Annotated in this window: 24 protein-coding genes and 3 pseudogenes; 9 read left to right on the top strand and 18 right to left on the bottom strand. The window is 40.5% G+C overall.

The window, feature by feature from the left end; genetic code table 11:
- Positions 1-39 precede the first annotated feature (39 nt).
- Entirely contained in the window at positions 40-447 is a 408-nt protein-coding gene (locus BLL40_RS05505) for a hypothetical protein (protein WP_073710927.1), read from the bottom strand.
- Positions 448-982: 535 nt separating this feature from the next.
- Here BLL40_RS05505 and BLL40_RS05510 point away from each other — a divergent pair.
- From BLL40_RS05510 to BLL40_RS05520, 3 genes are all read left to right on the top strand, one after another.
- Positions 983-1,606: a DUF421 domain-containing protein gene (locus BLL40_RS05510; protein WP_073710928.1), complete on the top strand. Its 624-nt coding sequence runs from the start codon at positions 983-985 to the stop codon at positions 1,604-1,606.
- Positions 1,607-1,981: 375 nt separating this feature from the next.
- Positions 1,982-2,344, top strand: a complete 363-nt coding sequence (locus BLL40_RS05515; protein ID WP_245797902.1) for a hypothetical protein — start codon at positions 1,982-1,984, stop codon at positions 2,342-2,344.
- Positions 2,345-2,437: 93 nt separating this feature from the next.
- Positions 2,438-2,686: a hypothetical protein gene (locus BLL40_RS05520; protein WP_073710929.1), complete on the top strand. Its 249-nt coding sequence runs from the start codon at positions 2,438-2,440 to the stop codon at positions 2,684-2,686.
- Between the two features lie 66 nt (positions 2,687-2,752).
- On the opposite strand, the gene BLL40_RS05525 is transcribed toward BLL40_RS05520, so the two are convergent.
- Positions 2,753-2,932, bottom strand: coding sequence for an XtrA/YqaO family protein (locus tag BLL40_RS05525; RefSeq protein WP_073710930.1), 180 nt, complete (start codon positions 2,930-2,932; stop codon positions 2,753-2,755).
- Between the two features lie 212 nt (positions 2,933-3,144).
- Between BLL40_RS05525 and BLL40_RS05530 the strand changes: the two genes are divergently transcribed.
- The gene (locus BLL40_RS05530) at positions 3,145-3,327 is read left to right on the top strand and encodes an aspartyl-phosphate phosphatase Spo0E family protein (RefSeq protein ID WP_073710931.1); all 183 of its coding nucleotides are present in this window, start codon (positions 3,145-3,147) and stop codon (positions 3,325-3,327) included.
- A gap of 242 nt (positions 3,328-3,569) precedes the next feature.
- On the opposite strand, the pseudogene BLL40_RS05535 reads toward BLL40_RS05530, so the two are convergent.
- The 5 genes and pseudogenes from BLL40_RS05535 to BLL40_RS17995 all read right to left on the bottom strand — a co-directional run.
- A pseudogene (locus tag BLL40_RS05535) lies at positions 3,570-4,064 on the bottom strand (PEP-utilizing enzyme); the annotation flags it as partial.
- Positions 3,956-4,495 carry a hypothetical protein gene (locus tag BLL40_RS05540; RefSeq protein ID WP_073710932.1) on the bottom strand — a complete coding sequence of 180 codons (540 nt, stop codon included), beginning with the start codon at positions 4,493-4,495 and terminating at the stop codon, positions 3,956-3,958. The gene BLL40_RS05540 and the pseudogene BLL40_RS05535, both read right to left, overlap by 109 nt.
- A 265-nt stretch (positions 4,496-4,760) precedes the next feature.
- On the bottom strand, positions 4,761-5,303 hold the full coding sequence (locus BLL40_RS05545) for a YhfM domain-containing protein (RefSeq protein WP_073710933.1): 543 nt from the start codon (positions 5,301-5,303) through the stop codon (positions 4,761-4,763).
- A 176-nt stretch (positions 5,304-5,479) separates the two neighbouring features.
- The gene (locus tag BLL40_RS17370) at positions 5,480-5,656 is read right to left on the bottom strand and encodes a hypothetical protein (RefSeq protein ID WP_159434198.1); all 177 of its coding nucleotides are present in this window, start codon (positions 5,654-5,656) and stop codon (positions 5,480-5,482) included.
- Complete coding sequence (locus BLL40_RS17995; protein WP_073710934.1) at positions 5,656-5,952, bottom strand: lamin tail domain-containing protein; 297 nt, start codon at positions 5,950-5,952, stop codon at positions 5,656-5,658. Before BLL40_RS17995 ends, BLL40_RS17370 begins: the two co-directional genes overlap by 1 nt.
- 8 nt (positions 5,953-5,960) lie before the next feature.
- Here BLL40_RS17995 and BLL40_RS05555 point away from each other — a divergent pair, with 8 nt between their 5' ends.
- The 3 genes and pseudogenes from BLL40_RS05555 (at position 5,961) to BLL40_RS16770 (ending at position 7,799) form a co-directional block, all read left to right on the top strand.
- Positions 5,961-6,335 (top strand): thermonuclease family protein, encoded by a 375-nt coding sequence (locus tag BLL40_RS05555; RefSeq protein ID WP_073710935.1) that lies wholly within the window; start codon positions 5,961-5,963, stop codon positions 6,333-6,335.
- Position 6,336: 1 nt separating this feature from the next.
- Positions 6,337-6,432: an excalibur calcium-binding domain-containing protein gene (locus BLL40_RS05560; RefSeq protein ID WP_245797903.1), complete on the top strand. Its 96-nt coding sequence runs from the start codon at positions 6,337-6,339 to the stop codon at positions 6,430-6,432.
- A gap of 223 nt (positions 6,433-6,655) precedes the next feature.
- Positions 6,656-7,799: pseudogene (locus BLL40_RS16770) on the top strand (site-specific integrase).
- A 93-nt stretch (positions 7,800-7,892) separates the two neighbouring features.
- Here the strand turns inward: BLL40_RS16770 and glnA are convergent.
- The 3 genes from glnA to BLL40_RS05585 all read right to left on the bottom strand — a co-directional run bounded on the left by glnA (position 7,893) and on the right by BLL40_RS05585 (position 11,063).
- Positions 7,893-9,227, bottom strand: a complete 1,335-nt coding sequence (glnA, locus tag BLL40_RS05575; RefSeq protein WP_073711251.1) for a type I glutamate--ammonia ligase — start codon at positions 9,225-9,227, stop codon at positions 7,893-7,895.
- 49 nt (positions 9,228-9,276) lie between these two features.
- Entirely contained in the window at positions 9,277-9,672 is a 396-nt protein-coding gene (locus tag BLL40_RS05580) for a MerR family transcriptional regulator (RefSeq protein WP_073710938.1), read from the bottom strand.
- Positions 9,673-9,791: 119 nt separating this feature from the next.
- The gene (locus BLL40_RS05585) at positions 9,792-11,063 is read right to left on the bottom strand and encodes a methionine gamma-lyase family protein (RefSeq protein WP_425429398.1); all 1,272 of its coding nucleotides are present in this window, start codon (positions 11,061-11,063) and stop codon (positions 9,792-9,794) included.
- Between the two features lie 112 nt (positions 11,064-11,175).
- On the opposite strand from BLL40_RS05585, the pseudogene BLL40_RS05590 reads away from it, so the two are divergent.
- Positions 11,176-11,265, top strand: a pseudogene (locus BLL40_RS05590) (TRIC cation channel family protein); the annotation flags it as partial.
- A 158-nt stretch (positions 11,266-11,423) separates the two neighbouring features.
- Here BLL40_RS05590 and BLL40_RS05595 read toward each other — a convergent pair.
- From BLL40_RS05595 to glpK, 6 genes are all read right to left on the bottom strand, one after another.
- A complete protein-coding gene (locus BLL40_RS05595) occupies positions 11,424-12,056 on the bottom strand; it encodes a TetR/AcrR family transcriptional regulator (protein WP_073710939.1) in 633 nt (210 codons plus the stop codon).
- Positions 12,057-12,093: 37 nt separating this feature from the next.
- Positions 12,094-13,008 carry an AAA family ATPase gene (locus tag BLL40_RS05600; protein ID WP_073710940.1) on the bottom strand — a complete coding sequence of 305 codons (915 nt, stop codon included), beginning with the start codon at positions 13,006-13,008 and terminating at the stop codon, positions 12,094-12,096.
- Between the two features lie 82 nt (positions 13,009-13,090).
- Positions 13,091-13,342 (bottom strand): RNA chaperone Hfq, encoded by a 252-nt coding sequence (hfq, locus tag BLL40_RS05605; RefSeq protein ID WP_073710941.1) that lies wholly within the window; start codon positions 13,340-13,342, stop codon positions 13,091-13,093.
- A 42-nt stretch (positions 13,343-13,384) separates the two neighbouring features.
- Positions 13,385-14,335: a tRNA (adenosine(37)-N6)-dimethylallyltransferase MiaA gene (miaA, locus tag BLL40_RS05610; RefSeq protein WP_245797904.1), complete on the bottom strand. Its 951-nt coding sequence runs from the start codon at positions 14,333-14,335 to the stop codon at positions 13,385-13,387.
- Positions 14,336-14,379: 44 nt separating this feature from the next.
- Positions 14,380-16,005, bottom strand: a complete 1,626-nt coding sequence (locus tag BLL40_RS05615; RefSeq protein WP_073710942.1) for a glycerol-3-phosphate dehydrogenase/oxidase — start codon at positions 16,003-16,005, stop codon at positions 14,380-14,382.
- Between the two features lie 148 nt (positions 16,006-16,153).
- Positions 16,154-17,644, bottom strand: coding sequence for a glycerol kinase GlpK (glpK, locus tag BLL40_RS05620; RefSeq protein ID WP_073710943.1), 1,491 nt, complete (start codon positions 17,642-17,644; stop codon positions 16,154-16,156).
- 120 nt (positions 17,645-17,764) lie between these two features.
- Here glpK and BLL40_RS05625 point away from each other — a divergent pair, with 120 nt between their 5' ends.
- Positions 17,765-18,526: a polyphosphate kinase 2 family protein gene (locus BLL40_RS05625; RefSeq protein WP_073710944.1), complete on the top strand. Its 762-nt coding sequence runs from the start codon at positions 17,765-17,767 to the stop codon at positions 18,524-18,526.
- Positions 18,527-18,583: 57 nt separating this feature from the next.
- Here BLL40_RS05625 and mutL read toward each other — a convergent pair whose 3' ends face one another.
- Complete coding sequence (gene mutL, locus BLL40_RS05630) at positions 18,584-20,371, bottom strand: DNA mismatch repair endonuclease MutL (protein WP_073710945.1); 1,788 nt, start codon at positions 20,369-20,371, stop codon at positions 18,584-18,586.
- Between the two features lie 62 nt (positions 20,372-20,433).
- Complete coding sequence (gene mutS / locus BLL40_RS05635) at positions 20,434-22,995, bottom strand: DNA mismatch repair protein MutS (protein WP_073710946.1); 2,562 nt, start codon at positions 22,993-22,995, stop codon at positions 20,434-20,436.
- Positions 22,996-23,003: the final 8 nt, after the last annotated feature.

Genomic DNA, 23,003 nt, shown 5'->3' on the forward strand with positions numbered 1-23,003 from the left:
AGATAAAAAATAGCACCTCGAAGGATGCTCTTTCCGTAATTAGTTTATTAACTTGGAATAAGCAATTTGAAACAGTTGATCGATATATTGATCATTTAGATAGAATTTTTTGTGCTTACTCTCTTCAAAAGTGATATAAGCAAATCCATCATCGAATCCTATTACACCGATTTTTTCGTTTACATCGTTTCCTGTTTCTTCACTACGAAAATTAACAGTGATTGTTTCTCCCTCATCAACTAACCCTAACGCGAAAAATTGAAACCAGTAATGTACCTCCTTATCAGAACTTACACTTATTCTACGTACTAAGCTATTAGGTAAATCGCCTTGATACTCTGCGAAGAAAGAGGCGAATTTTTCAACAATGCTAGTAAAGTCTTTCATACTTCGGCTTGTCAATAAACCATTAATTCTTTCATCGTGATTTCCTTTCAGGTTCTCCATAATTTAATACCCCTCCTGTACATATATACTCCCAGGAAGAAAGTCATAATTCCATATATTTCGTTCACCAAATACCGACAAAAAAACACCCACCTGTATCAGTGAGTGCCTCATTCCTTATATCTCTCTACTAACATAATAGCACCCTCGATAACAAAACGCGTGCCATTAGACCATCATCTTGTCCTCCTTTTATTGATTTTGAGTAAAGAAAAAACACTCATCACTGAGCGCTTTAAATTCCCACTATATAACCATTCATAAATGAATAATATGCAATAACTAGTAAAACAGCTGTTGATAAGAAGTTCGCTATCGGCTTTGGAATCTTAATAAGCCTTAATATCAAATAAGTAGCTATATAAGCAACAGCACATATTGTTAATAAATAAAAAAGACATCAAGCTCTAAAGCAGGTGTAAACCTACTCTAAAGTTTGATGTCCGTCGGTTTTTCCGTTGGGATATTATGAACACATATAAATCACCTGTTTTACAAATACTATATAAACTAACTAAACATGGCGGTGATATTTATGGATATAAGTTGGATATGGAAATCTATGTTGATTATCATTTTCGGCATATTATTAATCCGTTTTTCAGGTAGAAGATCAATCTCCCAAATGACTATTTCACAAACGGTTATCATGATTTCAATTGGCACACTTTTAATACAACCCGTAAGTGGTAAAAATCTTTGGTTTACTTTTGTGATCGCATCCATACTCATAGTTACTTTGATGTTAATTGAGTTTTTACAAATGAAATGGGATTTTACTGAAACTTTGTTTACTGGCCGTTCAAAAGTTGTGATTGAGAATGGAATATTACAAGAAAAAAATTTAAAAAAATTACGTCTCTCTGTTGATAAGCTTGAAATGCGATTACGTCAAAATGGAATAGAAAACATACAAGATGTACAATGGGCTACTCTAGAGCCTAGTGGACAATTAGGTTACTCACTTACTGATAAAAAGAAGTTTGCTACAAGAGAAGACATTGATAAAATTGAACAAATGCTTAATAAGCTTACATCGCAATTAAATAGAAACAATTCCGAACAACAACCGAAAAATAAACCGAATGAACTAACCTCTACTCTTTTTTCAGAAATTGAAGGCGGACATATGCCATCACCACCTGATCACCTTAAATAATTTAGCACAACATGTGAATGGATATAATTTTGATTGCTGCACATAAATTTCTCTTGGATGGTTAAACTGTTACGGTGTGAGGATCCTTCCTCTATACGACAGTTTCACCCTACCGACCGAGGGCTTTGGCTCCCCTCAGTTTTTTGGTATAACCTTTTATTAATTGGAGATAGTTTTATTATCCGGTGCATTTTGCTATGTTAATGTCCGGTGTTTCAAAGTCGGGGTGGAAACCCGGCTTTTTATATTGCGATATTATCGTACTGTTTAGCAGCTTTTTCTCATTAAATATCTCTGCTATTGATTTACTAATATACTTCTATTTGATTTCAAAACTTGTATAATAGGTTTAACATCAAGAAAAGGATTTGAATAATGATACATATTTTTTGGACAATCTATTTAGGTATCTTGGCTGTTTCTTCCATCGGATTTCTTGTTAAAGGCAGTTATAAAACCACGCCTGCCAAAATTGATTTTGTGGTTTCTATTATTACTTGGATTGGTTTATTTGGATACGTCACGGATAATCAAATCCTCAATCCATTTATATGGAAATTTATATTTGTAGGTGCTTTGCTCTGGGATGTCATCTTTAGCTTCAACAGTAAATATTACAACGGTGATAAAACACTCGATGACATGCCCCAACCTTTCAGAAATATTTTTATCGTTATTATCCTTATCGTGACAATTGGTCCTTTGTATTATGGATTATTTCATTATGCATTTAAATGAACTAATATCTTTTTTAATCTAGTGAGCTTTGGCGCTTTTCCTCTTTTGGTCACTTTGTGCATTAATAATTTTTTAAACTTAAGGAGAGAAACTATGAAAACAAAAAAGGTTTCATTGCCATACAATTGGACTCTTGTAATCCATAAATCGTATTCACTATATACAAGCCAGGATGATAAAAATAAATTTGCTGTTCTAGATCATGAGAATGAAGCTGTCGTGACTTTTTCTATTGAGAATGACACTTTCGAAACTCATAGTAATACCTTTGACTTCAAGCAAAAAATAAATATCAAAAAACAAGTGATAGAGATCATTCACGAACCCGAAGAATGGGATTGATCTTCTTTCATAGGAGATATCAACAATGTCTCGTTTGATTACTCAACTGTTTTGGTCCACTGTTGATTAAACTTTCGGTTTCTGTTTAGTCTCCAGACGATCCACCTTGCCACCCATCGTGATGATGACTGTTTCACCGTAATCCGGCAGCTCATGCGGGATCAACTGACCGTCCTTCACCACGTACATTGTTTTATTGCTCATCAAATTAATTTCAGCTGGCATTTTTTCACAGTTAATCTTCATACCACAGGACGCCACCAGTCTGTTAAAATAGAGTTGCGAGCAATATTTTAAAGGCCGGGGACTTTTCCTAGCTTTTTATATTTTTCTTCATTTCGACAAAAAGTGTCATATTTCCAGAACTTTTGTCGAATATATTGTCATTTACATTGAAATACCTTATGATTCTTCCTGTTGCATTTAAAAAATGATCTAATTTACACAGGAGAAATGTCATGTTATCCACTCAATCGAATTTGAATGACTTATCCATTCGAATTCAGAATATCCGTAAGTTGATGATAGCCACTGGTATTGAAAAGGGACTTGATAATTGTGAAACCCTTAAGTATAGCGAAGAACTGGACAAGTTGATTATCCAACTTCAATTGCAAAGTAGGCTTAAACTCTACTCATAAGAAATTTTTATTTCTTTTTCACAAATTTACCTTAATTGGTTAAACTGTTACTGTGTTAAGTTTTCTCATGAGTAAGAACCTTCCAAATATTTGTACCGAGGATTTTGCAGGAAGATTCTGCTCAAATGTACATTGAGGACAGATAACTTTCCCTTTTGCATCTGGATATTTGAATTCTGTGTATTTTACTTTTCGCATCTTTTTCACCTCGCAACTCTATTAAATCTGAACGTATTCAGCAATTACAATATTTTAATATACTCTTCAGTTCCATGTACGCGAATTCGTTGCCCATCTTTTATTATTTTGGTGGCATTTTCCACCCCGACAACTGCTGGCAAGCCATATTCACGTGCGATAACTGCTCCATGGGTCATCAGTCCACCAACTTCAGTGACTAGGCCTTTTATGGATACAAACAATGGTGTCCAGCTAGGGTCAGTAAAGGCGGTGACTAATATATCTCCCTCTTCTAGATCAGCATCTTCCATGTTTAAGATGACACGTGCTCGTCCCTCTATAACTCCAGAAGAAACAGGTAGACCTACAATAGCTTCAGCTGGGAGGTTTTCTCGTTTGTACTCACCTACAATGATTTCACCATCAGACGTGATAACACGTGGAGGGGTTAGTTTTTCATAAAATTTGTACTCGTCTTTTCGATTTCCGATAATCTGGTAATCCAGTTTATTTGTGCGTACGACTTCGCGAAGTTCTTCAAAAGTGAGATAGTATATTTAAAATACTTCACCATCATCCCTAGGAAATAAACCTCCGTCCCGATGGAAACGAAAAGGTCGAACCAGTTTGTTTCATCGCTAAGAGGAAGTACCATGTAACCGATGAACGTCAACACAAACACAATGAGAAAAACCCGAAGTGTCAGGGGGATAAATAAACTCAAGTAGCGAAGCCAAAAATCTTGGCCGTCCCCTCTCTGATTGATCTTGTACACGGCGTATATCCCGATAAGTGTGAACACTATAGTGATCATCATATCTATCGTGTCCAGTGCGTTGTTCCCTTTGGTGTCCAACAGGAATGGGTACGATAGCACTCCCAATGCCAGCAAAGCAATCCCTACAATCAAATATGTTCTTTTCGACTTTTCGGTAATACGTCTTTCTTTTAGCGCCTGTGCCAACTCTTTTATATTCCAAATATACATACTTATATCTCCTTTTATCTTTTTAAAATTTGGATTATTAACACTAAATCAGTGAACTTTTTTAAGAGACAATCGTTTATATTCGATCGGGCTTACGTAGCCTAATGTCCCATGAACTCATAACTTGTTAAACCTATTGACATAGTCACTGAATTAGAGTATAGGATGTTCTAAACTCTCAAACTTCATATGGCCGTTTTGATGATTTTAAATGTGGTGTCTAATGGCATAAAAAAGCCCCCTGCAAGAGAGGTCTGATTTCCCGTTATGGCCTTAATTTTCTGATGATCACATGATCTGACAACTGTTTATCTGTTAAAATTTTAAACAGCTTTTCCGAGTCTGATTTATTCAACTGGACGTATAACGATTTACCCTCAGCGACAAGCTCAACATTTTTAGCGCCTGGACTTACCCATAGATAGTAAATAGTTGATACTGATTTCTCTTTGGCCTCATTATTTATAACCTCAAATCGATAATCAGATGGTCTAATCATGTTTACTTCTGCTGTCTCCCAATCCGCATTACCAAGGATACCTTTCACTTCTTCATAAATATTAGAATCATTCAGCATCCTAAAAGGCTTGAACTCGCCAATGCCAGACTGGATATCAATAATAATATCTCCCGTAGACTCGATTATAGCACTGCCTGTATGAACCTCATCATTTGAAGCTTCGTTTTTCACGGTATTCTCAACATCAGAATCCGACACACCGGTATCCGTATGTGGTTTGTCATCACAACCTACTGCGAGAAGAAGGAACACTGCCACGCTACCGATATGTGTTTTGGATGTTTTCATCCTCGTACCCCTTTACAGTTTATTGATCAAATTGGAAGACCATGTAGCTACTTTGCTAGCTGAAACCCCTAACTTCTTTATTATAACAACTGATACGGCTCTTTTTAATGGTCTCTTTTTAGCAGTTCTTCTTTTAACTTTCTTGTCTGCTCTTTGATAGCTGTTGTTTTGTCTTACTAATACTCAAAGACTAACTCATTATCTTTTGATTTCACTTCAACTAGATCCCCTGTTTTTGCTGAGTATCCTAATTTTTCAAATGGAATAACTTCTTCCACTGACTCATTTACACGCCACAATAACTTTACTAGGCCTTGTTCAATAGAATCAATAGTATAGAGTCCTGCTCTCATTAATCCATCCCACTCGCTATTTCTCCAGCATTGTCATATAGATGTGCTGGATCACCGCTGTTGGCCCATATATTCGCCGTTGTCCATTTTATATAAGTTGGCAGCTGTTCTTTTGCATTAGGACCTGAAGTCACGTAAACGGTCTTTCCTGCCCCCAAGATATAGCCGTCAGGAAATGTATACGTCTTGTTTCCTTGAACACTGACAAGCGTCCAAAACCTTAATAGGTCTAGATGTTCTTGCTTATGGTATTTATGAATTTCGGAATAAAAGACAAGGACGAAACAAGGTTTCAAAACCTGGATTGGTTGTCGCGGCAGGGATCTTTCTCCTTCTTATTCCACCTTCTTTTTCTGATTCTAAAAATGTAAATGAAGTCTCCCAAGAACAGCAGAAAAAGCAAGAAGAGTTAGACGAAAAAGAGAAAGCTCTTAAAGAACGTGAAAAAGATTTAGCCGCTAAAGAAACGGAATTAGAAGAACAGGAAGATGCTATGGCGGCAACACCGGTATCTATAGAAGTTTTTACCCTTCCTGACGGTTTAATTGCCGCTACGGTTAATAGTGTAGTAGATGGTGATACAATTAAAGTTACTATAGACGGCAAAAAAGAAACAGTCCGACTGATTCTTATTGATACGCCGGAAACAAAACATCCGCAGATATCAGAATTGCACTGAGTTGAGAATAGTTTATCCAGCTGGCGTCGCTTCCGATCACCCTGCTTACGAATCGAAGCATGACCGTGATAAAGATAATTGGGCTTGCGAGTCGTAATTCACCAGTTTAACAATCCTCACCCAACCTGTCCCTTTATGAGGCAGATTTTTTCTTTTACAATCAATAGAAACGTATGTTTCAAAGATCATTTAAGTACATTTCACTCCTTCCTGTCTTTAATGAACATTAACACGAGAGTGACTTTGTACTTTGAGCCGTCTTGAAGAAGTACTTTTTTAGCATTACGCTCAAGTAAAGAAGATTTGAAAGGAGAATGATCATGGCTGCATTCAGAAAACGCGGGAATAAGTGGGAGTATCGTGCCTCGTATAAAGATCCCTTTACACAAGAATATAAAGTAAAGTCCAAAGGCGGGTTTTCCACCAAAAAAGAGGCACAAATGGCTGCTGCAGATGTGGAAAAACAAATCGCTGAAGGTCTTGAAACAAACGAGGGAAGTATTAGCCTTTCCTTTTATTTAAATAATTGGCTAGTTGAATATAAAAAAGAAACGGTCCGGAAAAATACGTATGAGCTGCATGAACGGAACGTGAGGAATCATATTCTCCCCTACTTCAAAAATATTAGCCTTGTTGACGTGAAGCCGATCATGTACCAAAAGTTTTTGAATCATCTCACTAACCAAGATTACAGCAAGCGTACGGTTGATTATCCATGGGACTATGTACAACGCCATGGAAAAAGCCCTCGTTCTAGGCAAATTGAAAAAGAATCCTTGCCGCGGTGCAACGATCTCCAATCGTAATGCCAAAGAGGATACCCGTTTAAAGTATATACTTTCAGAGGATGTTCCTTCTTTCTTACAAACTGCCTTTAAGTACAATTACATATACTATATTTTCTTCAAGGTTTTAATTGAAAGTGGTATGCGTAAAGGTGAGGCTGCTGCACTCCAATGGACAGACATCGATTTAAAAGAAAGCCGGATCAGCATCACAAAGTCGCTTGATTTCCAGGCTGATTCAGAAGAAGGTTTATTCGGAGATACGAAAACTTATAATTCAAAGCGTGAAATTGTGATGAGCCAGTCCATTATGAATGAGCTTCGGGATCATAAGAAATGGCAGAACAACAATAAACTGACGTTAAACGATATTTATAAGCATGATTTAAACTTAGTATTTTGCCGTATCGATGGAAATTACTTACCGAAGTCTACTTTATTCAACGCTTTTAAACGCATATTGAAACAAGCCGAACTTCAACAATTGCCCATTCATTCATTACGTCATACACATGCCGTGATGCTTCTTGAATCTGGCGCAAGTATGAAATTCATCCAAGACCGACTTGGTCATGGCAGCATGGCCATTACAGCAGATGTGTATTCGCATGTCAGCGACCGTCTTAGCAAAGAAACCATTGAAGAATATGAAAAGTATGTTTCACTGTTCTTAAAATAATTTTGGTCAAAACCGTATTTCTACTAAAAATATTGTATTTGACCAAAATAAGAAAAACCCCTTAAAGCCAGTTGGCTCAAGGGGTTCAACTGATTAGAATGTTGTCAGGTATTGTTCACGTTCCCAAGGGTGTACTTGAGTTCTAAACATATCCCATTCAATTTCTTTCGCTTCAATGAAATGCTCAAGGATGTGTTCGCCAAGTGCATCTTTAATTGTGCTGCTCTTTTTCAGTGCTTCAAGCGCTGCATCTAGTGTTGCTGGAAGGTCACGTACGCCTTCTGCTTCACGTTCTTCTTTGTCCATTGCATAGATGTTGCGGTCTACTGCTGGCGGCGGAGTCAATTGGTTTTTGATTCCATCAAGGCCGGCTTTTAATAGAACAGCCATAGCAAGGTATGGATTCGCTGCCGGGTCCACGCTGCGTACTTCTACGCGTGTGCTCATTCCGCGTGAAGCCGGGATACGGATTAATGGGCTGCGGTTTTGGCCGGACCATGCGACGTAACAAGGTGCTTCGTAACCAGGTACAAGACGCTTGTATGAGTTAACCGTCGGATTTGTAATCGCTGTAAATGCTTCTGCATGTTTAATAGTACCTGCGATGAATTGGTACGCTGTTTCACTCATTTGAAGCTCGCCGTCTTCTTGGAAGAATGCATTTTTCCCCTCTTTAAATAAAGACATGTTGCAGTGCATACCAGAACCGTTTACGCCGAACAATGGTTTTGGCATAAACGTTGCGTGCAAACCATGTTTACGGGCAATCGTTTTAACAACCAATTTAAACGTTTGAATCTCATCACACGCCGTCACAACATCGGCATATTTAAAGTCAATTTCGTGCTGGCCTGGTGCTACTTCATGGTGAGATGCTTCGATTTCAAAGCCCATCTCTTCAAGCTCAAGCACGATGTCACGGCGGCAGTTTTCACCAAGATCGGTCGGCGCAAGGTCAAAGTAACCACCGTTATCATTTAGCTCAAGTGTTGGGTTACCATTTTGATCTAATTTGAAGAGGAAGAATTCAGGTTCAGGTCCAAGGTTGAAATCTGTGAAACCAAGCTCTTCCATTTCTTTTAGCACACGCTTCAAGTTTGTACGCGGGTCCCCTGCAAATGGTGTGCCATCCGGCATATAAATATCACAGATAAGACGCGCCACTTTTCCTTTTTCAGCTGTCCAAGGGAATACAACCCATGTGTCAAGATCCGGATAAAGGTTCATGTCTGATTCTTCAATGCGGACAAAACCTTCAATGGAAGATCCGTCAAACATCATTTTATTGTCGAGTGCTTTATCAAGTTGGCTCACTGGAATTTCAACGTTTTTAATTGTACCTAGAATATCCGTAAATTGAAGACGGATAAATTTCACGTTTTCTTCTCCAGCTAATCGTTTAATATCTTCGCGAGTATACTTGCTCATGTTCATTCACTCCTCCTCAAAAATGTAAAACCTTATTTATAGCAAAAGATTAGTGGAAAAACCGTCTTTCCACTTCCGAAGAGCGATTGAAACGTCCAGCATTGATTAATTCCTTCCGGAGCAGCTTCCGCAGTTCTTCGTCAGTGAACTCTTTCTTTGGCTTTGCGCTACTTTCTTTTGTTTCCAATTTTTCTGCCTGTGAGTCATCTTTTAGTAAAATTTTTTTAATACCGGCCATATTAATGCCTTGGTCAAGTAAGTCTTTTACTTCGAGCAGACGATCAATATCGTTCAATGAATAAAGTCGCCGGTTTCCTTCAGAACGATCCGGGGTAATTAAATGATGCTGCTCATAATAGCGAATTTGCCTTGCGGATAAATCAGTGAGTTTCATAACGGTGCCCATTGGAAAAAGTGGCATTGTCCGGCGAATATGGCTGCTCATGTTTTCCCCTCCTCTTTATCTGATGCTTTTACTTTAAACGATGTTACTTATTCTGTCAAGTTAATGTTAGTTTTTATTACATAAAAAAATTCCCCCCTAAAAAAGGAGAAATTTTTTCTTTATACATGACTTTTTTCAATTAAATGATCGATCGCACTTATCACGGCAATTTTCACATGTGCATATGTGAGGCCCCCCTGCACATAGGCGGCATACGGCGGACGCAGTGGACCATCTGCAGTGAGTTCAATGCTTGCTCCTTGTATAAAGGTGCCTGCTGCCATAATGACATCATCCTCATAGCCTGGCATATACGCTGGGTATGGCGTAACGTGTGAATTAACTGGTGAGGCAAATTGAATTGCCTGACAAAAGGCGATCATTTTGTCCCGGTCATCAAACTGAACAGCTTGAATAAGATCAGTACGCTTTTCTTTCCATGATGGCATTGTTTTCATACCGAATAGCTCCAACAGCGCTGAGGTGAAAATCGCCCCTTTTAAACTTTCAGCGACGACGTGCGGTGCGAGGAAGAATCCTTGATACATTTCTTGAAGACTGTAAAGACTCGCCCCTGCTTCTGCACCAATTCCCGGTGATGTCATACGATAAGAGCAGCTTTCCACATATTCTTTTTTCCCAGCGATGTAGCCTCCTATTTTGGCAAGACCACCTCCCGGGTTTTTAATTAATGATCCGGCAATCAGATCCACTCCTACGTGAAGCGGTTCTGTTTTTTCAACAAATTCACCGTAACAGTTATCGACAAAGACGACCGCATCTTGTTTAATTTCTTTTACGAAGCGGCACATTTCACCAATTTCTTCTATAGTAAAAGAAGGTCTGACCGCGTAGCCTTTGGAACGCTGAATGGCAATCATTTTTGTTTTGTCTGTAATGCTCGCACTAATTTTTTCAAAATCAGGCCGTCCGTTTTCATTGAGATCAACGTGCTTGTATGTAATACCGAATTCTCGCAATGATCCGTTTGAAGGTTCTCTTATGCCAATAATATCATCGAGCGTATCGTACGGTTTTCCGGTAATATAGAGCAGCTCGTCCCCCGGGCGTAAAATGCCAAACAAGGAAATTGTAATGGCATGTGTACCGGAAATGATTTGTGGACGCACGAGCGCACTTTCACCGCCAAATACATCTGCATATACACGTTCAAGCGTTTCACGGCCTGAATCGTCATACCCGTATCCAGTAGACGGCGTAAAATGAAAATCGCTCACCTGGTTTTTTTGAAAGCTTTGCAAAACGCGAAATTGATTATATTCCGCCGTCTGTTCCACTTGTTCATGAACAGCCGCTATTTTCCGCTCTGCTTCCTCTGATTTTTCACGAATAAGAGGCCCATTTTTCAGTAAATCAAATATACTAGTCATCGTTATAATCCTTCTTTCTTGTTCACTTTTTCCATCATAGCAAAATCACTGTTTTCTTAAAAGATAAAGTAGTCGTTTATTAAGGCATGCATTATAATAAAGCCAATGGGATATTTTTACGATTGTTGGAACGTTTGCCTTTGCAGTTTCAGGCGCCATCGTTGCGATGAAAGAAGATTACGACATATTTGGCATATATGTATAATGAAGCTATAAACTTGAGCATCCACCAGGATTTCCCGGCAGATGCTTTTTATTTTTCAGATGTGTAGAAAATGAGTGTGTTCGGGCAAAATATTGTTTCCCACGAGCAAATCTTCTATCACGATTAGAAACGCACGTGCAAAAACAGAGCCCGGATCACACGGGCTCTGTTTTCAATAAAAATCGATCGCCTCTTCCTAATTTCATCGCTTTTTCTGTCAGCAAAGAATGAATCATCATATCGTTGAAGATAGAGGCGATCGTTTCGATAGATAGTTCTCCATCTTTTTTAAACCATTTGTACATCCAGTTAATCATGCCCATAATCGCCATCGTAGAAATTTCAGCGGGTACTTCCTGGCGAAAATCTCCGGTAGACTGCCCTTCTCGAAGTACTTGAAGAAGCAGCTTGCGGTATTCATCCCGTTTTTCGTTAATCCGCTCTTCAAAATCGCCTTTTAAATACGTACTCTCCTGATAGAACACCGTAATATGCGGTTTGTACAAGTCAAAAATTCTTGTAAATGATGTGATGATAGCACATAGCCTCGATACAGGATCAGTTTCTTTATCATAGGATTCTTTCGCTTTATTAAGTAAGTACGAAATAAATACGTCGTGAATATGATAAAGCAGTTCATCCTTTGATCTAAAATTGTGATAAAAGCCGCCTTTTGACGTACCGCATTCATCGACGATTTGATCGACGGTCACACCGTGGTAACCATGTTGTTCAAACATAATTAAAGCCGTTTCAATAATTCTTTCTTTAACGGGTTTCTTTTTCATTTTCATCATCCTTTTCGACATTTTACCACATACGTTATTATTTAGACAATTCGAAATCTTCCCCTTTCAATAGTCTTAAATCTTTTTTTGAATGTGTCGTCTGTTTCATTAAACGAATCGCCTGCTTTCTTGCAGCTTTCTCGATCATCGTACGTATGTTACGGCCATTCGCAAAACGAAATCCTTGCTTTCTCTTTTCTTCCGCTATCTTTTCCATCAAAATCGGTTTCGCTGCGGAATCGATATCATACCATTTTTCGTGCGCGCTCTGTTCTGCTATTTGATACAGTTCATCCACCGTATAATCGGCAAAATGATGCGTGATGGGAAATCGAGAGTGTAACCCTGGATTAAGTGTTAAAAAATGTGCCATTTCCCGTGGATATCCAGCCAAAATTAAAATAAAGTCATTTTGGTGATCTTCCATTTGCTTCACAAGTGTGTCGATCGCTTCTTTGCCAAAATCCTTTTCGCCGCCGCGTGCGAGGGAATAGGCTTCATCAATAAATAGCACACCGCCCATTGCTTTTTTGACGAGATCACGTGTTTTTTGTGCTGTATGGCCGATGTATTCCCCGACAAGATCTGCTCGTTCCGCTTCAATAAAATGTCCTTTTTCAAGAATATGAAGCCTTTTAAACATCGAAGCGATAATGCGGGCTGCCGTCGTCTTTCCTGTACCTGGATTTCCTGTAAATAACATATGGAGCATTTGCCCTTTCGTTTGAATGTCTGCTTCGATTCGCTTTTGATTAATATAAGCTGTTGCGTATAATTCACGAACGAGTATTTTTAAATCGGCAAGACCGATCAAATGTTCCATTTCTTTTTCGATATCGAGAAGTACCTCGTGGGCAGGATGACGGTGCCATTCTGGTTCTGCTGCCAGCGACGTTTTTTCTTTCGGCTGAAAGACGACATGAATGCGGCCTGGTTGATTAATCTGCTTCATGCCAACAGCCCCCTTTTCCTTCAATTGTATGCCTAGAAATTAAAAAAAAGACCCGCATCTATACGGGCCTTCATTCACATCGTCATTGTTTATCAATATTTAAACTGACTTCATCAAAGTTTAAACTGACGCTGCGCTGAGGAGCAAATGTCGAAATGGCATGTTTATAAACGAGCTGCTGTTTGCCATCTGTTTCAACCAGTACCGTAAAATTATCAAATCCTTTAATAAGTCCACGGAGCTGGAACCCATTCAATAAAAAAACCGTGACCATTGTGCTATCTTTACGCAGCTGGTTTAAAAATTGATCTTGAATGTTAATCGGCTGTTTCATGCTTCGTCCTCCTCTTTCTATCTGTATCCGTTATTACTTATTCTATCTTAGATTTAGCTTTCCTGCCAGCAACGCAGAAATTTGTTGTTTTTTTTCATAACGCAATGCCTCATCTGTCATGTCCACCCAGTCAATGTCCATTTTATTACGAAACCATGTCAACTGCCGCTTCGCATAATGGCGCGAATTTTGCTTTAACAGAGTAACGGCTGCATCCAATTCCTGTTCGCCTTTTATATAGCTAAACAATTCTTTATAACCTATCGCTTGAACAGCTGGTACGTCTTTGAGTCCAAGGTTATACAGCATTTCTGCTTCCTCTAGCAGCCCGGATTCCATCATCAGATCGACCCGTTTGTTAATCCGTTCATATAATAAAGCCCGGTCCATTATCAGCCCGACAATGGCACTGTCGTATTTTTCATCCGGTTTTTTGCTGCTTTGTTGCTTAGATACCGGCCGGCCGGTCGCATAAAAAATTTCAAGTGCGCGAATCGTTCGACGCACATTGTTCGGGTGAATGGCCGCAGCAGATACAGGATCAACCGCACGCAGCTTTTCATGAATGGCTTCTGCACCAATATTGTCTGCCTCTTTTTCTAATTCTTTGCGGATCGTCTCATCATTGCCATCCTGCGCAAATTGATAATCATATAAAACAGATTGAATGTATAGCCCCGTTCCGCCGCAAATAATCGGCAGTTTGCCGCGCGCATGAATATCCGCTATTTTCTTCCGGGCCAGCTGTTGAAATTCAGCAACTGAAAATGTTTCGTCCACTTTTTTTATATCAATTAAATGATGCGGCACGCCGTCCATTTCTTTTTTCGACACTTTCGCCGTACCAATATCCAGACCTCGATAAATTTGCATCGAGTCACCGCTTATAACTTCACCATTTAACTGTTTTGCGATAAAAATACTTAAGTCCGTTTTTCCAGATGCGGTCGGTCCAATAATGACCGCCACTTTCTCTTTCATCATATGTCTCACAGCCTTCTTCATATCAATATTCTTATTATAACGGATCCCTCTGTTTAAGAACAGGCGGCGATTTCTGCTTCTAATTCCGCCATGTGCTTTTCTTTTTCTGCTTGAGTCCAGTTAAAATAATCAGCTATAATCTCTATACATACTTCTTTATAGTCAAGAACTGTTTTCAAATCAAATAAAAGCGCACTAATACGACGAATGAAAAAGTCAGCCGGTGTGTAAGTCATTTCTTCCTCTATCGCATACATGAGCTGCGCGTAAAGTACATTCGGCAGCGGGCTGTTTTCTTTCTTATGAGCAAATAATTTATCTACGTTTGAACCGTACTGATTAACGAGGATCTCTGCCTCTTTTTTCGAGAACCCTTTCTCCATACCTACGGCCATTTTTTCCTGAACGTACGCCGGAAACTTTGCCGAACCACCGACGTCCCCGCCTGAAATGGGCAAATGTTTCGTTTCGGACGGGCTGAATAAAATGAATTGTTCTTCTTTAAACCATTTCGCCACACGATCTATAATCATTTCCGCCATTTTCCGATAGCCTGTCAATTTCCCACCGGCAATCGTCAGTAAACCTGTCTCTGATTCCCAAATTTCATCTTTACGGGAAATTTCCGATGGACCTTTGCCTTCTTCATAAATAAGTGGCCTCACACCTGCCCATGAGGATTCAATGTTGGACTCATTCACATAGACAGATGGAAACATGAATCGGACAGCTTCAAGCAAATATGTGCGGTCTTCTGCTGTCACATTCGGACGGATTAGATCACGGTCATAAAACGTATCCGTTGTGCCTATATACGTTTTGCCATCGCGTGGGATCGCAAACACCATCCGTTTATCCGGTGTATCGAAATAAACGGCCTGTTGAAGCGGGAACACGGACTCATCTATGACAATATGTACCCCTTTTGTAAGACGCAAATGCTTACCATTTCCACCGCCATCTTTTTTTCGAACGGAATCCACCCAAGGACCGGATGCATTAATCACCTTTTTAGCTGAAATGGTAAAGCAACTGCCATTCGTTTGATCGACTGCTTGAATTCCCGTTATATGTCCGTTTTCATAATGAAACTCATCCGCCTTTACATAGTTTAGACAAAGAGCACCTTTCTCTGCTGCTTTTTTTATTACTTCAATCGTTAACCTTGCATCATCTGTCCGATATTCTACATAGTAACCGCTGCCTTTTAAACCTTCTTTTTTAATGAGTGGTTCTTTTTTTATTGTCTCAGATACTGAAAGCATGGAGCGTCGTTCAAACTGCTTTACACCGGCTAAAAAATCATATACACGCAATGCAGCAGACGTTGTATATTTTCCAAATGTACCTCCTTCATGCAACGGCAAAAGCATCCGCTCCGGTGTTGTCACGTGCGGTCCATTTTCATATACAATCGTCCGTTCCCGCCCGATTTCTGCGACCATTTTTATTTCAAACTGTTTTAAGTAGCGAAGTCCGCCATGCACAAGCTTTGTCGAGCGGCTCGACGTACCTGCTGCAAAATCTTGCATATCTATAAGCGCTGTCTTCATCCCTCGCATCGCTGCATCGAGCGCGATCCCCGCACCCGTAATGCCACCGCCAACGATAAGTACATCAAACGTTTGGATTTTCATCATGTTTATTTTTTCTGTGCGGTTCTTATTAGAAAAGTTCATATTCTCATCCCCTTGTCTTATTATCTACCCTATTATGACAAAAAAAGACCTGAATAGACGAAACAGGCATTGCTGTTTAGCTTTCAGATCTCTCCAATTCTTCGGACAATAGGCGATATATAAACTTATTTGTATTAGATCAGCACCATTATTGAAAAGCAATAGCTGCTTTGACTGCTTTTTTCCATCCGCTGTACAATTCATCACGAACAGATGCTTCCATGGTTGATTTAAATGTACGCTCCACCTGCCAATTACGAGAAATTTCTGTACGGTTACGCCAGAAACCAACTGCAAGACCCGCTAAATAGGCTGCGCCGAGTGCTGTCGTTTCATTAATTTTCGTCCGTTCAACAGGGACATTCAGCAGATCACTCTGGAATTGCATTAAAAAGTCATTCATAACCGCACCGCCATCCACACGGAGCGTTTTCAATGAAATACCAGCATCTGCTTCCATCACTTCCAATACATCTTTCGTTTGATAGGCAAGAGATTCAAGCACAGCACGAATAAAATGTTCTTTTTCGGTCCCACGTGTCAAACCGAATACCGCACCTCGCACGTTACTTTCCCAATATGGGGTGCCCAGTCCGACAAATGCTGGGACGACATAGACACCGTCCGTCGATGACACCCGTTTTGCATATTGCTCGCTGTCACTCGCTTTTTTTAACATACGAAGCCCATCTCGAAGCCATTGAATAGCAGAACCAGAGATGAAAATACTGCCTTCAAGTGCATATTCGATTTTTCCATCAATGCCCCATGCAATCGTTGTCAGTAAGCCATGCTCAGACTTAATCGCTTTGTCACCGGTGTTCATGAGCATAAAACAGCCCGTTCCGTATGTGTTTTTCGCCATTCCTTTTTCAAAACACGCCTGTCCGAACAAAGCGGCCTGCTGATCACCCGCGGCTCCTGCAACTGGAATTTCCTGACCGAAAAAATGAACTGGCGCAGTCATTCCATATATATGGGATGACGGACGCACGTCCGGAAGCATAGCTTCTGGTACATTCAATATATGAAGCAATTCCTGATCCCATTCAAGTGTATGAATATTGAACAGTAACGTACGCGCTGCATTCGAATAATCCGTGACGTGCGCCGCTCCGTCCGTTAATTTCCAAATGAGCCACGTATCCATTGTCCCAAACAATAATTTCCCTTGTTCGGCAAGCGCCCGGGCTCCTTCCACTTGATCAAGAATCCATTTTACTTTCGTTCCAGAAAAATAAGGATCGATGAGAAGACCTGTTTTATCACGGAATGTTTGCTCATGCCCCTTTTGTTTTAACTCAGTACAAATGTCCGCTGTCTGACGCGACTGCCAGACAACCGCATGATAAATCGGACGGCCCGTTTCTTTATCCCAGATCACCGCTGTTTCACGCTGATTCGTAATGCCGATTGCTTCGATCTGACTGGCACGAATCTCTTTTTCGGTTAACACCGTTGCCATACAAGATAAAACAGAACCCCAAATTTCATTCGCGTCATGCTCAACCCAGCCTGGATGTGGAAAATATTGCGTAAATTCTTTTCGCGCGGAATGAACGATTTCGCCTTTTTTATTAAATAAAATCGCCCGTGAACTTGTCGTTCCTTGATCAATGGATAAAATATACTTTTCCATATAATCCCCCCTTGTTAAAACAACTGTTTATCCTACACGCTATTGGAAGCAGTGTCAAACATTTTACTAGTTGTTCAAAGAGCCCTTTTTTCAGGTATGATAAAAAAGGAGGCGATACATATGGAAGTAAAGTTAAATCAATTAAAACAGGACAAGCACATCTATTCGAAAAAAGAGTACCAAGCGGAACTTAAAAAATACCAGCGCCGCTTGCTCTGTTTGCAACAGCTATTGTTCCGTGAAAAAGTCGGCTTCATCATTGTCATGGAAGGGATGGATGCAGCCGGAAAAGGCGGCGCGATCAGGCGAATGAGTGCAGAACTTGATCCGCGTGGCATAGCTGTTCATCCGATTTCTGCACCGGCACCGCATGAAATGCGCTATCATTACATGCAGCGATTCTGGCGAAAAATTCCACAGTACGGACAGCTGACTATTTTTGACCGGTCATGGTACGGGCGTGTTTTGGTCGAGCGTATTGAAGGATTTGCGGAAAAAGAAGAGTGGCAACGCGCGTATGATGAAATAAACGGTTTTGAGGAATTACTAACGGATGATAGGTACATTATGATCAAATTCTGGCTGCAAGTTTCCAAAGATGAGCAGCTGAAACGATTTGAAGAACGGCAACATAATCCGCTTAAGCGATGGAAGATTACCGATGACGATTGGCGCAATCGGAAGAAATGGGACGCATATATAGAAGCAGCAGAAGAAATGCTTCGTCGAACCGACCACAACTATGCACCATGGCACGTTATTGAAGGAAATGATAAGAAATATGCACGCGTCACCATTTTGCAAAAAACAGTTGAACATATTGAAAATCATTTAATAAAAGAAGGTGTCGCCTTACCAGATTACGCATTGTTTAATGCTTAATGAAATAAGAGTGTGATCCCATATAAGAGATCACGCTCTTATTCGTTTCCTTTCTCTTTACATAATTCGTTTAAACATTTTTTCAATATCATACGTTGACAAATGGATCATAATTGGACGGCCATGCGGACATGTGAATGGATCTTCGCTTTCACGCAAATCATTTAAGAGCTGTTCAATTTCATCATTTCGCAAATGACGATTTGCTTTGATCGAGCCTTTACAGCTCATTAAAATGGCTGCTTCCTCACGAATTTTTTTCACATCCGGCTTTTTCATCTGAAGTACTTCTTCGATCATTTCTTCAATCACATTGCGCTCTTCCCCCGTTGGAAACCAAGACGGATGCGCTTTAACAATGTACGATTTATCACCAAACGGTTCTAGAAAGACGCCAACTTCTTCAAGAAATTGACGATTTTCTTCCACTTTCAAATACTCATCTGCCGAAAAATCAAATGTCATCGGAATGAGTAATTCTTGCAGTTCGTTTTCAATCCGTCCCACTTTTTCACGAAAGTATTCATATTTTAGCCGTTCCTGAGCAGCGTGCTGATCGATCATATACAATCCATTTTCATTTTGAGCAAAAATGTAGGTGCCATGCATTTGACCAATCGGATACAGCGGCGGCATCCGTTCTGTTGTCGATTCTTCCTGATCAGGAAGCGTGATGGTTTCAATTACTGATATCGTTTCTTTCACTGGTTGATTGTAAAATTCTGGTTTATAAAGCTTTTCCACTTCTTCTTTTGGCGGCATCGCAAGCTTATTCGGCCGCGGCGCCTCAAATTGAAAGGCTCGCTGCTCGGTGAAATCTTTGCGTTTTTTTAATGTCGGCAATGCATCTGGAATGAGCGTCTCTTTTCGTAGCGCTTCTTTGATAGCAGTCGATAAAAGCACACAAAGTTCCTGCTCTTTGCTAAAACGGACTTCAAGTTTGGATGGATGTACGTTAACATCTACAAGAAGCGGGTCCATTTTCATATTGACGAGCACGATCGGATAGCGGCCAATTGGCAAAAACGTGTGATATCCTTCTAAAATAGCATTGGACACTTTGAAATTTTTGATAAATCGCCCATTGACCATCATCGACATGTAATTGCGTGAAGCTCTCGTCACTTCGGGCAGTGATAGAAATCCAGACAACTCAAAGTCGAGTGATCTAGCGTTAATGGGTTTCATACTTTTAGCTATATTGATGCCGTAAATCGCGGCGATGACTTGCTTCGCGTCACCGTTTCCATTCGTTTTCAGCAGTTCTCGGCCATTATGACGGAGACGGAATGATACATCTGGCCGGCTGAGCGCCATCCGATTGACCACGTCCGTAATGTTTCCAAGTTCCGTATGCACACTTTTCATATATTTCAAGCGCGCTGGTGTGTTGAAAAATAAATTGGACACAATCAGTTCTGTTCCCTTTCGTGCCGGTCCCGGTTTTTTAGATTGTATAACGCCTCCAGAAAGAATCAGTTCTGTGCCGGCATTTTCACCCGTTGAAGTCGTCATCATCAAATCCGAGACCGATGCAATACTCGGCAATGCCTCGCCGCGAAAGCCGAGTGTACGAATGCGAAAGAGATCGTCTTCATCTTTAATTTTACTCGTCGCATGGCGGTAAAACGCACGTTCAACATCGTCGTTTTCCATCCCCGCTCCATTATCTGAAACCCGGATGGAAGAAAGACCAGCTTCTTCTACATCAATTTCAATGACTGTGCTCCCCGCATCAAGCGCATTTTCCGTTAATTCTTTCACGACCGATGCTGGACGCTCGACGACTTCACCGGCGGCAATTTTATTCGACAGCGATTCATTGAGCTGAATAATGATGCCCATTTTATCACCTCATTTTATGACTTCATTTCGTATAGCGTTTACTCAGCCTCCCGCTAATTCACTCAATTTGCCGGCTTTTTTGCTGATTTTTGCAAGGCATATAATGTATTCATCGCTTCCAACGGCGTCATTTCCATAATGTCATAGCTTAGCAGTTTCGAAACGATTGTCTTATCTTCTTTTAGTGCAGGCTTAGGTACCTGTTCTTCTTTAAAAAACGATAACTGTCCTTCGTTAATAATTTCAGGCTTGTGTTCTTTACTTTCAAACGAGTGCAGCAGCTCATCAGCACGTGTGATCACCGTGTCTGGAAGACCGGCTAATTGTGCGACGTGAATGCCGTAACTTTTATCTGCTGCCCCGTCTTTTACTTTGTGTAAAAAAACGACTTTCCCTTCTTGTTCGGCAGCCGTAACATGCACATTTTGCACATGCTCGAGTGACTGATCAAGCACGGTTAATTCATGGTAATGTGTTGAAAATAACGTTTTCGCTTGAATGTTTGTATGAATGTATTCAATCATCGCCTGTGCAAGTGCCATCCCATCATACGTTGACGTACCACGGCCAATTTCATCAAATAAAATAAGTGATCGGTCTGTCGCATTTACAATCGCATGTTTCGCTTCCAACATTTCCACCATAAACGTACTTTGTCCCGAAACTAAATCGTCCGCCGCTCCGATCCGGGTAAATATTTGATCAAATACAGGTAGTATGGCTTTATCAGCCGGTACGTAACAGCCAATTTGCGCCAAAATAGCAATAAGTGCCACTTGCCGCATGTACGTACTTTTACCAGACATATTCGGACCGGTGATGAGCAGCATATCCCGTTTTGGTCCCATCACGCAATGATTAGGTACGAAAAGCTGAGCATCCATCACTTTTTCCACGACCGGATGGCGGCCTTCTTCGATGATCATCGTCCGGTCTGTTGAAAAAACAGGACGCACAAACCGGCGCGATTCGCTAATAGCCGCAAAACATTGGAGCACATCAATTTCACTGACCGTCCGGGCCAAGTTTTGCAATCGCGGGATAAAGTCTTTCACCTTTTCACGCAACTGCGCAAAGAGTTCATATTCGAGTTCGATCATTTTATCGTTCGCTTCTAAAATAAGCGTCTCTTTTTCTTTTAATTCTGGGGTCACAAATCGCTCACAGTTCGCTAACGTTTGTTTCCGTTCATAGCGGCCTTCTTCAAGCAAGCCAAGATTCGCTTTCGTCACTTCAATGTAATAGCCAAAAATGCGATTATAACCAATTTTCAACGACCTAATCCCCGTTTTTTCCCGTTCTTCTTTTTCAAGTTCAGCAATCCATTGCTTCCCATTACGCGCGGCGTCACGGTATTCATCAAGCTGCGGATCAAATCCATCTGTAATCATGCCGCCTTCTTTCACAGAAATGGGCGGTTCAGCAATGAGCGCACCTTCGAGCAAGCCAAAAAGCTCGGTACATGGATCAAGCTTGTCCGCTAATTGCTGTACATCATCCCCATTAATCTTTTTTAACAAATCAGTTAAATATGGAATTTGCCCGAGTGATTTTTTCAGCTGAACGAGATCGCGTGCATTGACATTGCCAAACGCCACACGTCCTGCAAGCCGCTCAAGATCATATACTTCTTTTAACTGTTCACGCAATTCTTCTCGCTCGAAAAAAGACGCCATAAACGTTTCAACAATGCCAAGACGACGGTTAATATCTTTTTCATTCAAAAGCGGGCGGTCAATCCACTGCTTAAGCATCCGCCCCCCCATCGACGTTTTCGTTTCATCAAGCAGCCATAAAAGCGATCCTTTCTTCCCTTTTGAACGAATTGTTTCCGTCAATTCAAGATTTCGCTTCGAATAATAATCGATATTCATATAATCTCGGATTTCATACTGTTCTGCCGGCTGCAAATGATCGAGATTCCGCTTTTGCGTCCGATGGAGATAATGATAAAGACGGACGGACGCTTTTCGGGTTAAAGCATGCGTTAATTTTGATAAAAGCGCATCAAATTCAAACTCATCTGCCTTCTCTTCAATCGAAATAACCGCGCCAAAACGGTCGTTAATTTTCTTCACGTCTTCCGCATCCCATGTATCATTCATAATGATTTCTTTTACACCATAGGCAGCGAGCTCATGCAGTGCGCTGTCAAATGAATGAAAAACAGCCGTACGGCATTCACCAGTCGTTAAGTCGGCAGCTGCAACAGCATAGTCATTGCCTGACTGTTCAAATGAAGCAAGGTAATGGTTTTCTTTCTCTTGAATCCCCGCACCTTCCATCATTGTACCGGGTGTTATAACTTGTACAACTTCTCGTTTAATAACACCTTTCGCCTGTTTCGGATCTTCTTGTTGTTCGCAAATTGCGACTTTATGTCCTGCCGCAATAAGTCTCTCTATGTATCCTTTCGCCGAATGATAGGGCACGCCGCACATCGGAATACGGTCCCGACTGCCACCATCACGTGACGTTAACGTAATTTCAAGAATCTGACTTGCTTTTTGCGCATCATCAAAAAACATTTCATAGAAATCGCCCATACGAAAAAATAAAAAGGCATCTTCATAGTCTGCCTTCACACGCAAATATTGTTGTATCATTGGAGTATATTGTGCCATGTTTAATC

It is taken from the genome of Domibacillus mangrovi (assembly GCF_001906925.1).
GTDB classification, from domain to species: Bacteria; Bacillota; Bacilli; order Bacillales; family Domibacillaceae; genus Domibacillus; species Domibacillus mangrovi.

Bases quoted from the DNA above. Each gene is read 5' to 3' on its own strand.
- BLL40_RS05505 (WP_073710927.1), bottom strand. From the start codon at position 447: ATGGAGAACCTGAAAGGAAATCACGATGAAAGAATTAATGGTTTATTG.
- BLL40_RS05510 (WP_073710928.1), top strand. From the start codon at position 983: ATGGATATAAGTTGGATATGGAAATCTATGTTGATTATCATTTTCGGC.
- BLL40_RS05515 (WP_245797902.1), top strand. From the start codon at position 1,982: ATGATACATATTTTTTGGACAATCTATTTAGGTATCTTGGCTGTTTCT.
- BLL40_RS05520 (WP_073710929.1), top strand. From the start codon at position 2,438: ATGAAAACAAAAAAGGTTTCATTGCCATACAATTGGACTCTTGTAATC.
- BLL40_RS05525 (WP_073710930.1), bottom strand. From the start codon at position 2,932: ATGAAGATTAACTGTGAAAAAATGCCAGCTGAAATTAATTTGATGAGC.
- BLL40_RS05530 (WP_073710931.1), top strand. From the start codon at position 3,145: ATGTTATCCACTCAATCGAATTTGAATGACTTATCCATTCGAATTCAG.
- BLL40_RS05540 (WP_073710932.1), bottom strand. From the start codon at position 4,495: ATGTATATTTGGAATATAAAAGAGTTGGCACAGGCGCTAAAAGAAAGA.
- BLL40_RS05545 (WP_073710933.1), bottom strand. From the start codon at position 5,303: ATGAAAACATCCAAAACACATATCGGTAGCGTGGCAGTGTTCCTTCTT.
- BLL40_RS17370 (WP_159434198.1), bottom strand. From the start codon at position 5,656: ATGAGAGCAGGACTCTATACTATTGATTCTATTGAACAAGGCCTAGTA.
- glnA (WP_073711251.1), bottom strand. From the start codon at position 9,227: ATGAGCAAGTATACTCGCGAAGATATTAAACGATTAGCTGGAGAAGAA.
- BLL40_RS05580 (WP_073710938.1), bottom strand. From the start codon at position 9,672: ATGAGCAGCCATATTCGCCGGACAATGCCACTTTTTCCAATGGGCACC.
- BLL40_RS05585 (WP_425429398.1), bottom strand. From the start codon at position 11,063: ATGACTAGTATATTTGATTTACTGAAAAATGGGCCTCTTATTCGTGAA.
- BLL40_RS05595 (WP_073710939.1), bottom strand. From the start codon at position 12,056: ATGAAAAAGAAACCCGTTAAAGAAAGAATTATTGAAACGGCTTTAATT.
- BLL40_RS05600 (WP_073710940.1), bottom strand. From the start codon at position 13,008: ATGAAGCAGATTAATCAACCAGGCCGCATTCATGTCGTCTTTCAGCCG.
- hfq (WP_073710941.1), bottom strand. From the start codon at position 13,342: ATGAAACAGCCGATTAACATTCAAGATCAATTTTTAAACCAGCTGCGT.
- BLL40_RS05615 (WP_073710942.1), bottom strand. From the start codon at position 16,005: ATGAACTTTTCTAATAAGAACCGCACAGAAAAAATAAACATGATGAAA.
- glpK (WP_073710943.1), bottom strand. From the start codon at position 17,644: ATGGAAAAGTATATTTTATCCATTGATCAAGGAACGACAAGTTCACGG.
- BLL40_RS05625 (WP_073710944.1), top strand. From the start codon at position 17,765: ATGGAAGTAAAGTTAAATCAATTAAAACAGGACAAGCACATCTATTCG.
- mutL (WP_073710945.1), bottom strand. From the start codon at position 20,371: ATGGGCATCATTATTCAGCTCAATGAATCGCTGTCGAATAAAATTGCC.
- mutS (WP_073710946.1), bottom strand. From the start codon at position 22,995: ATGGCACAATATACTCCAATGATACAACAATATTTGCGTGTGAAGGCA.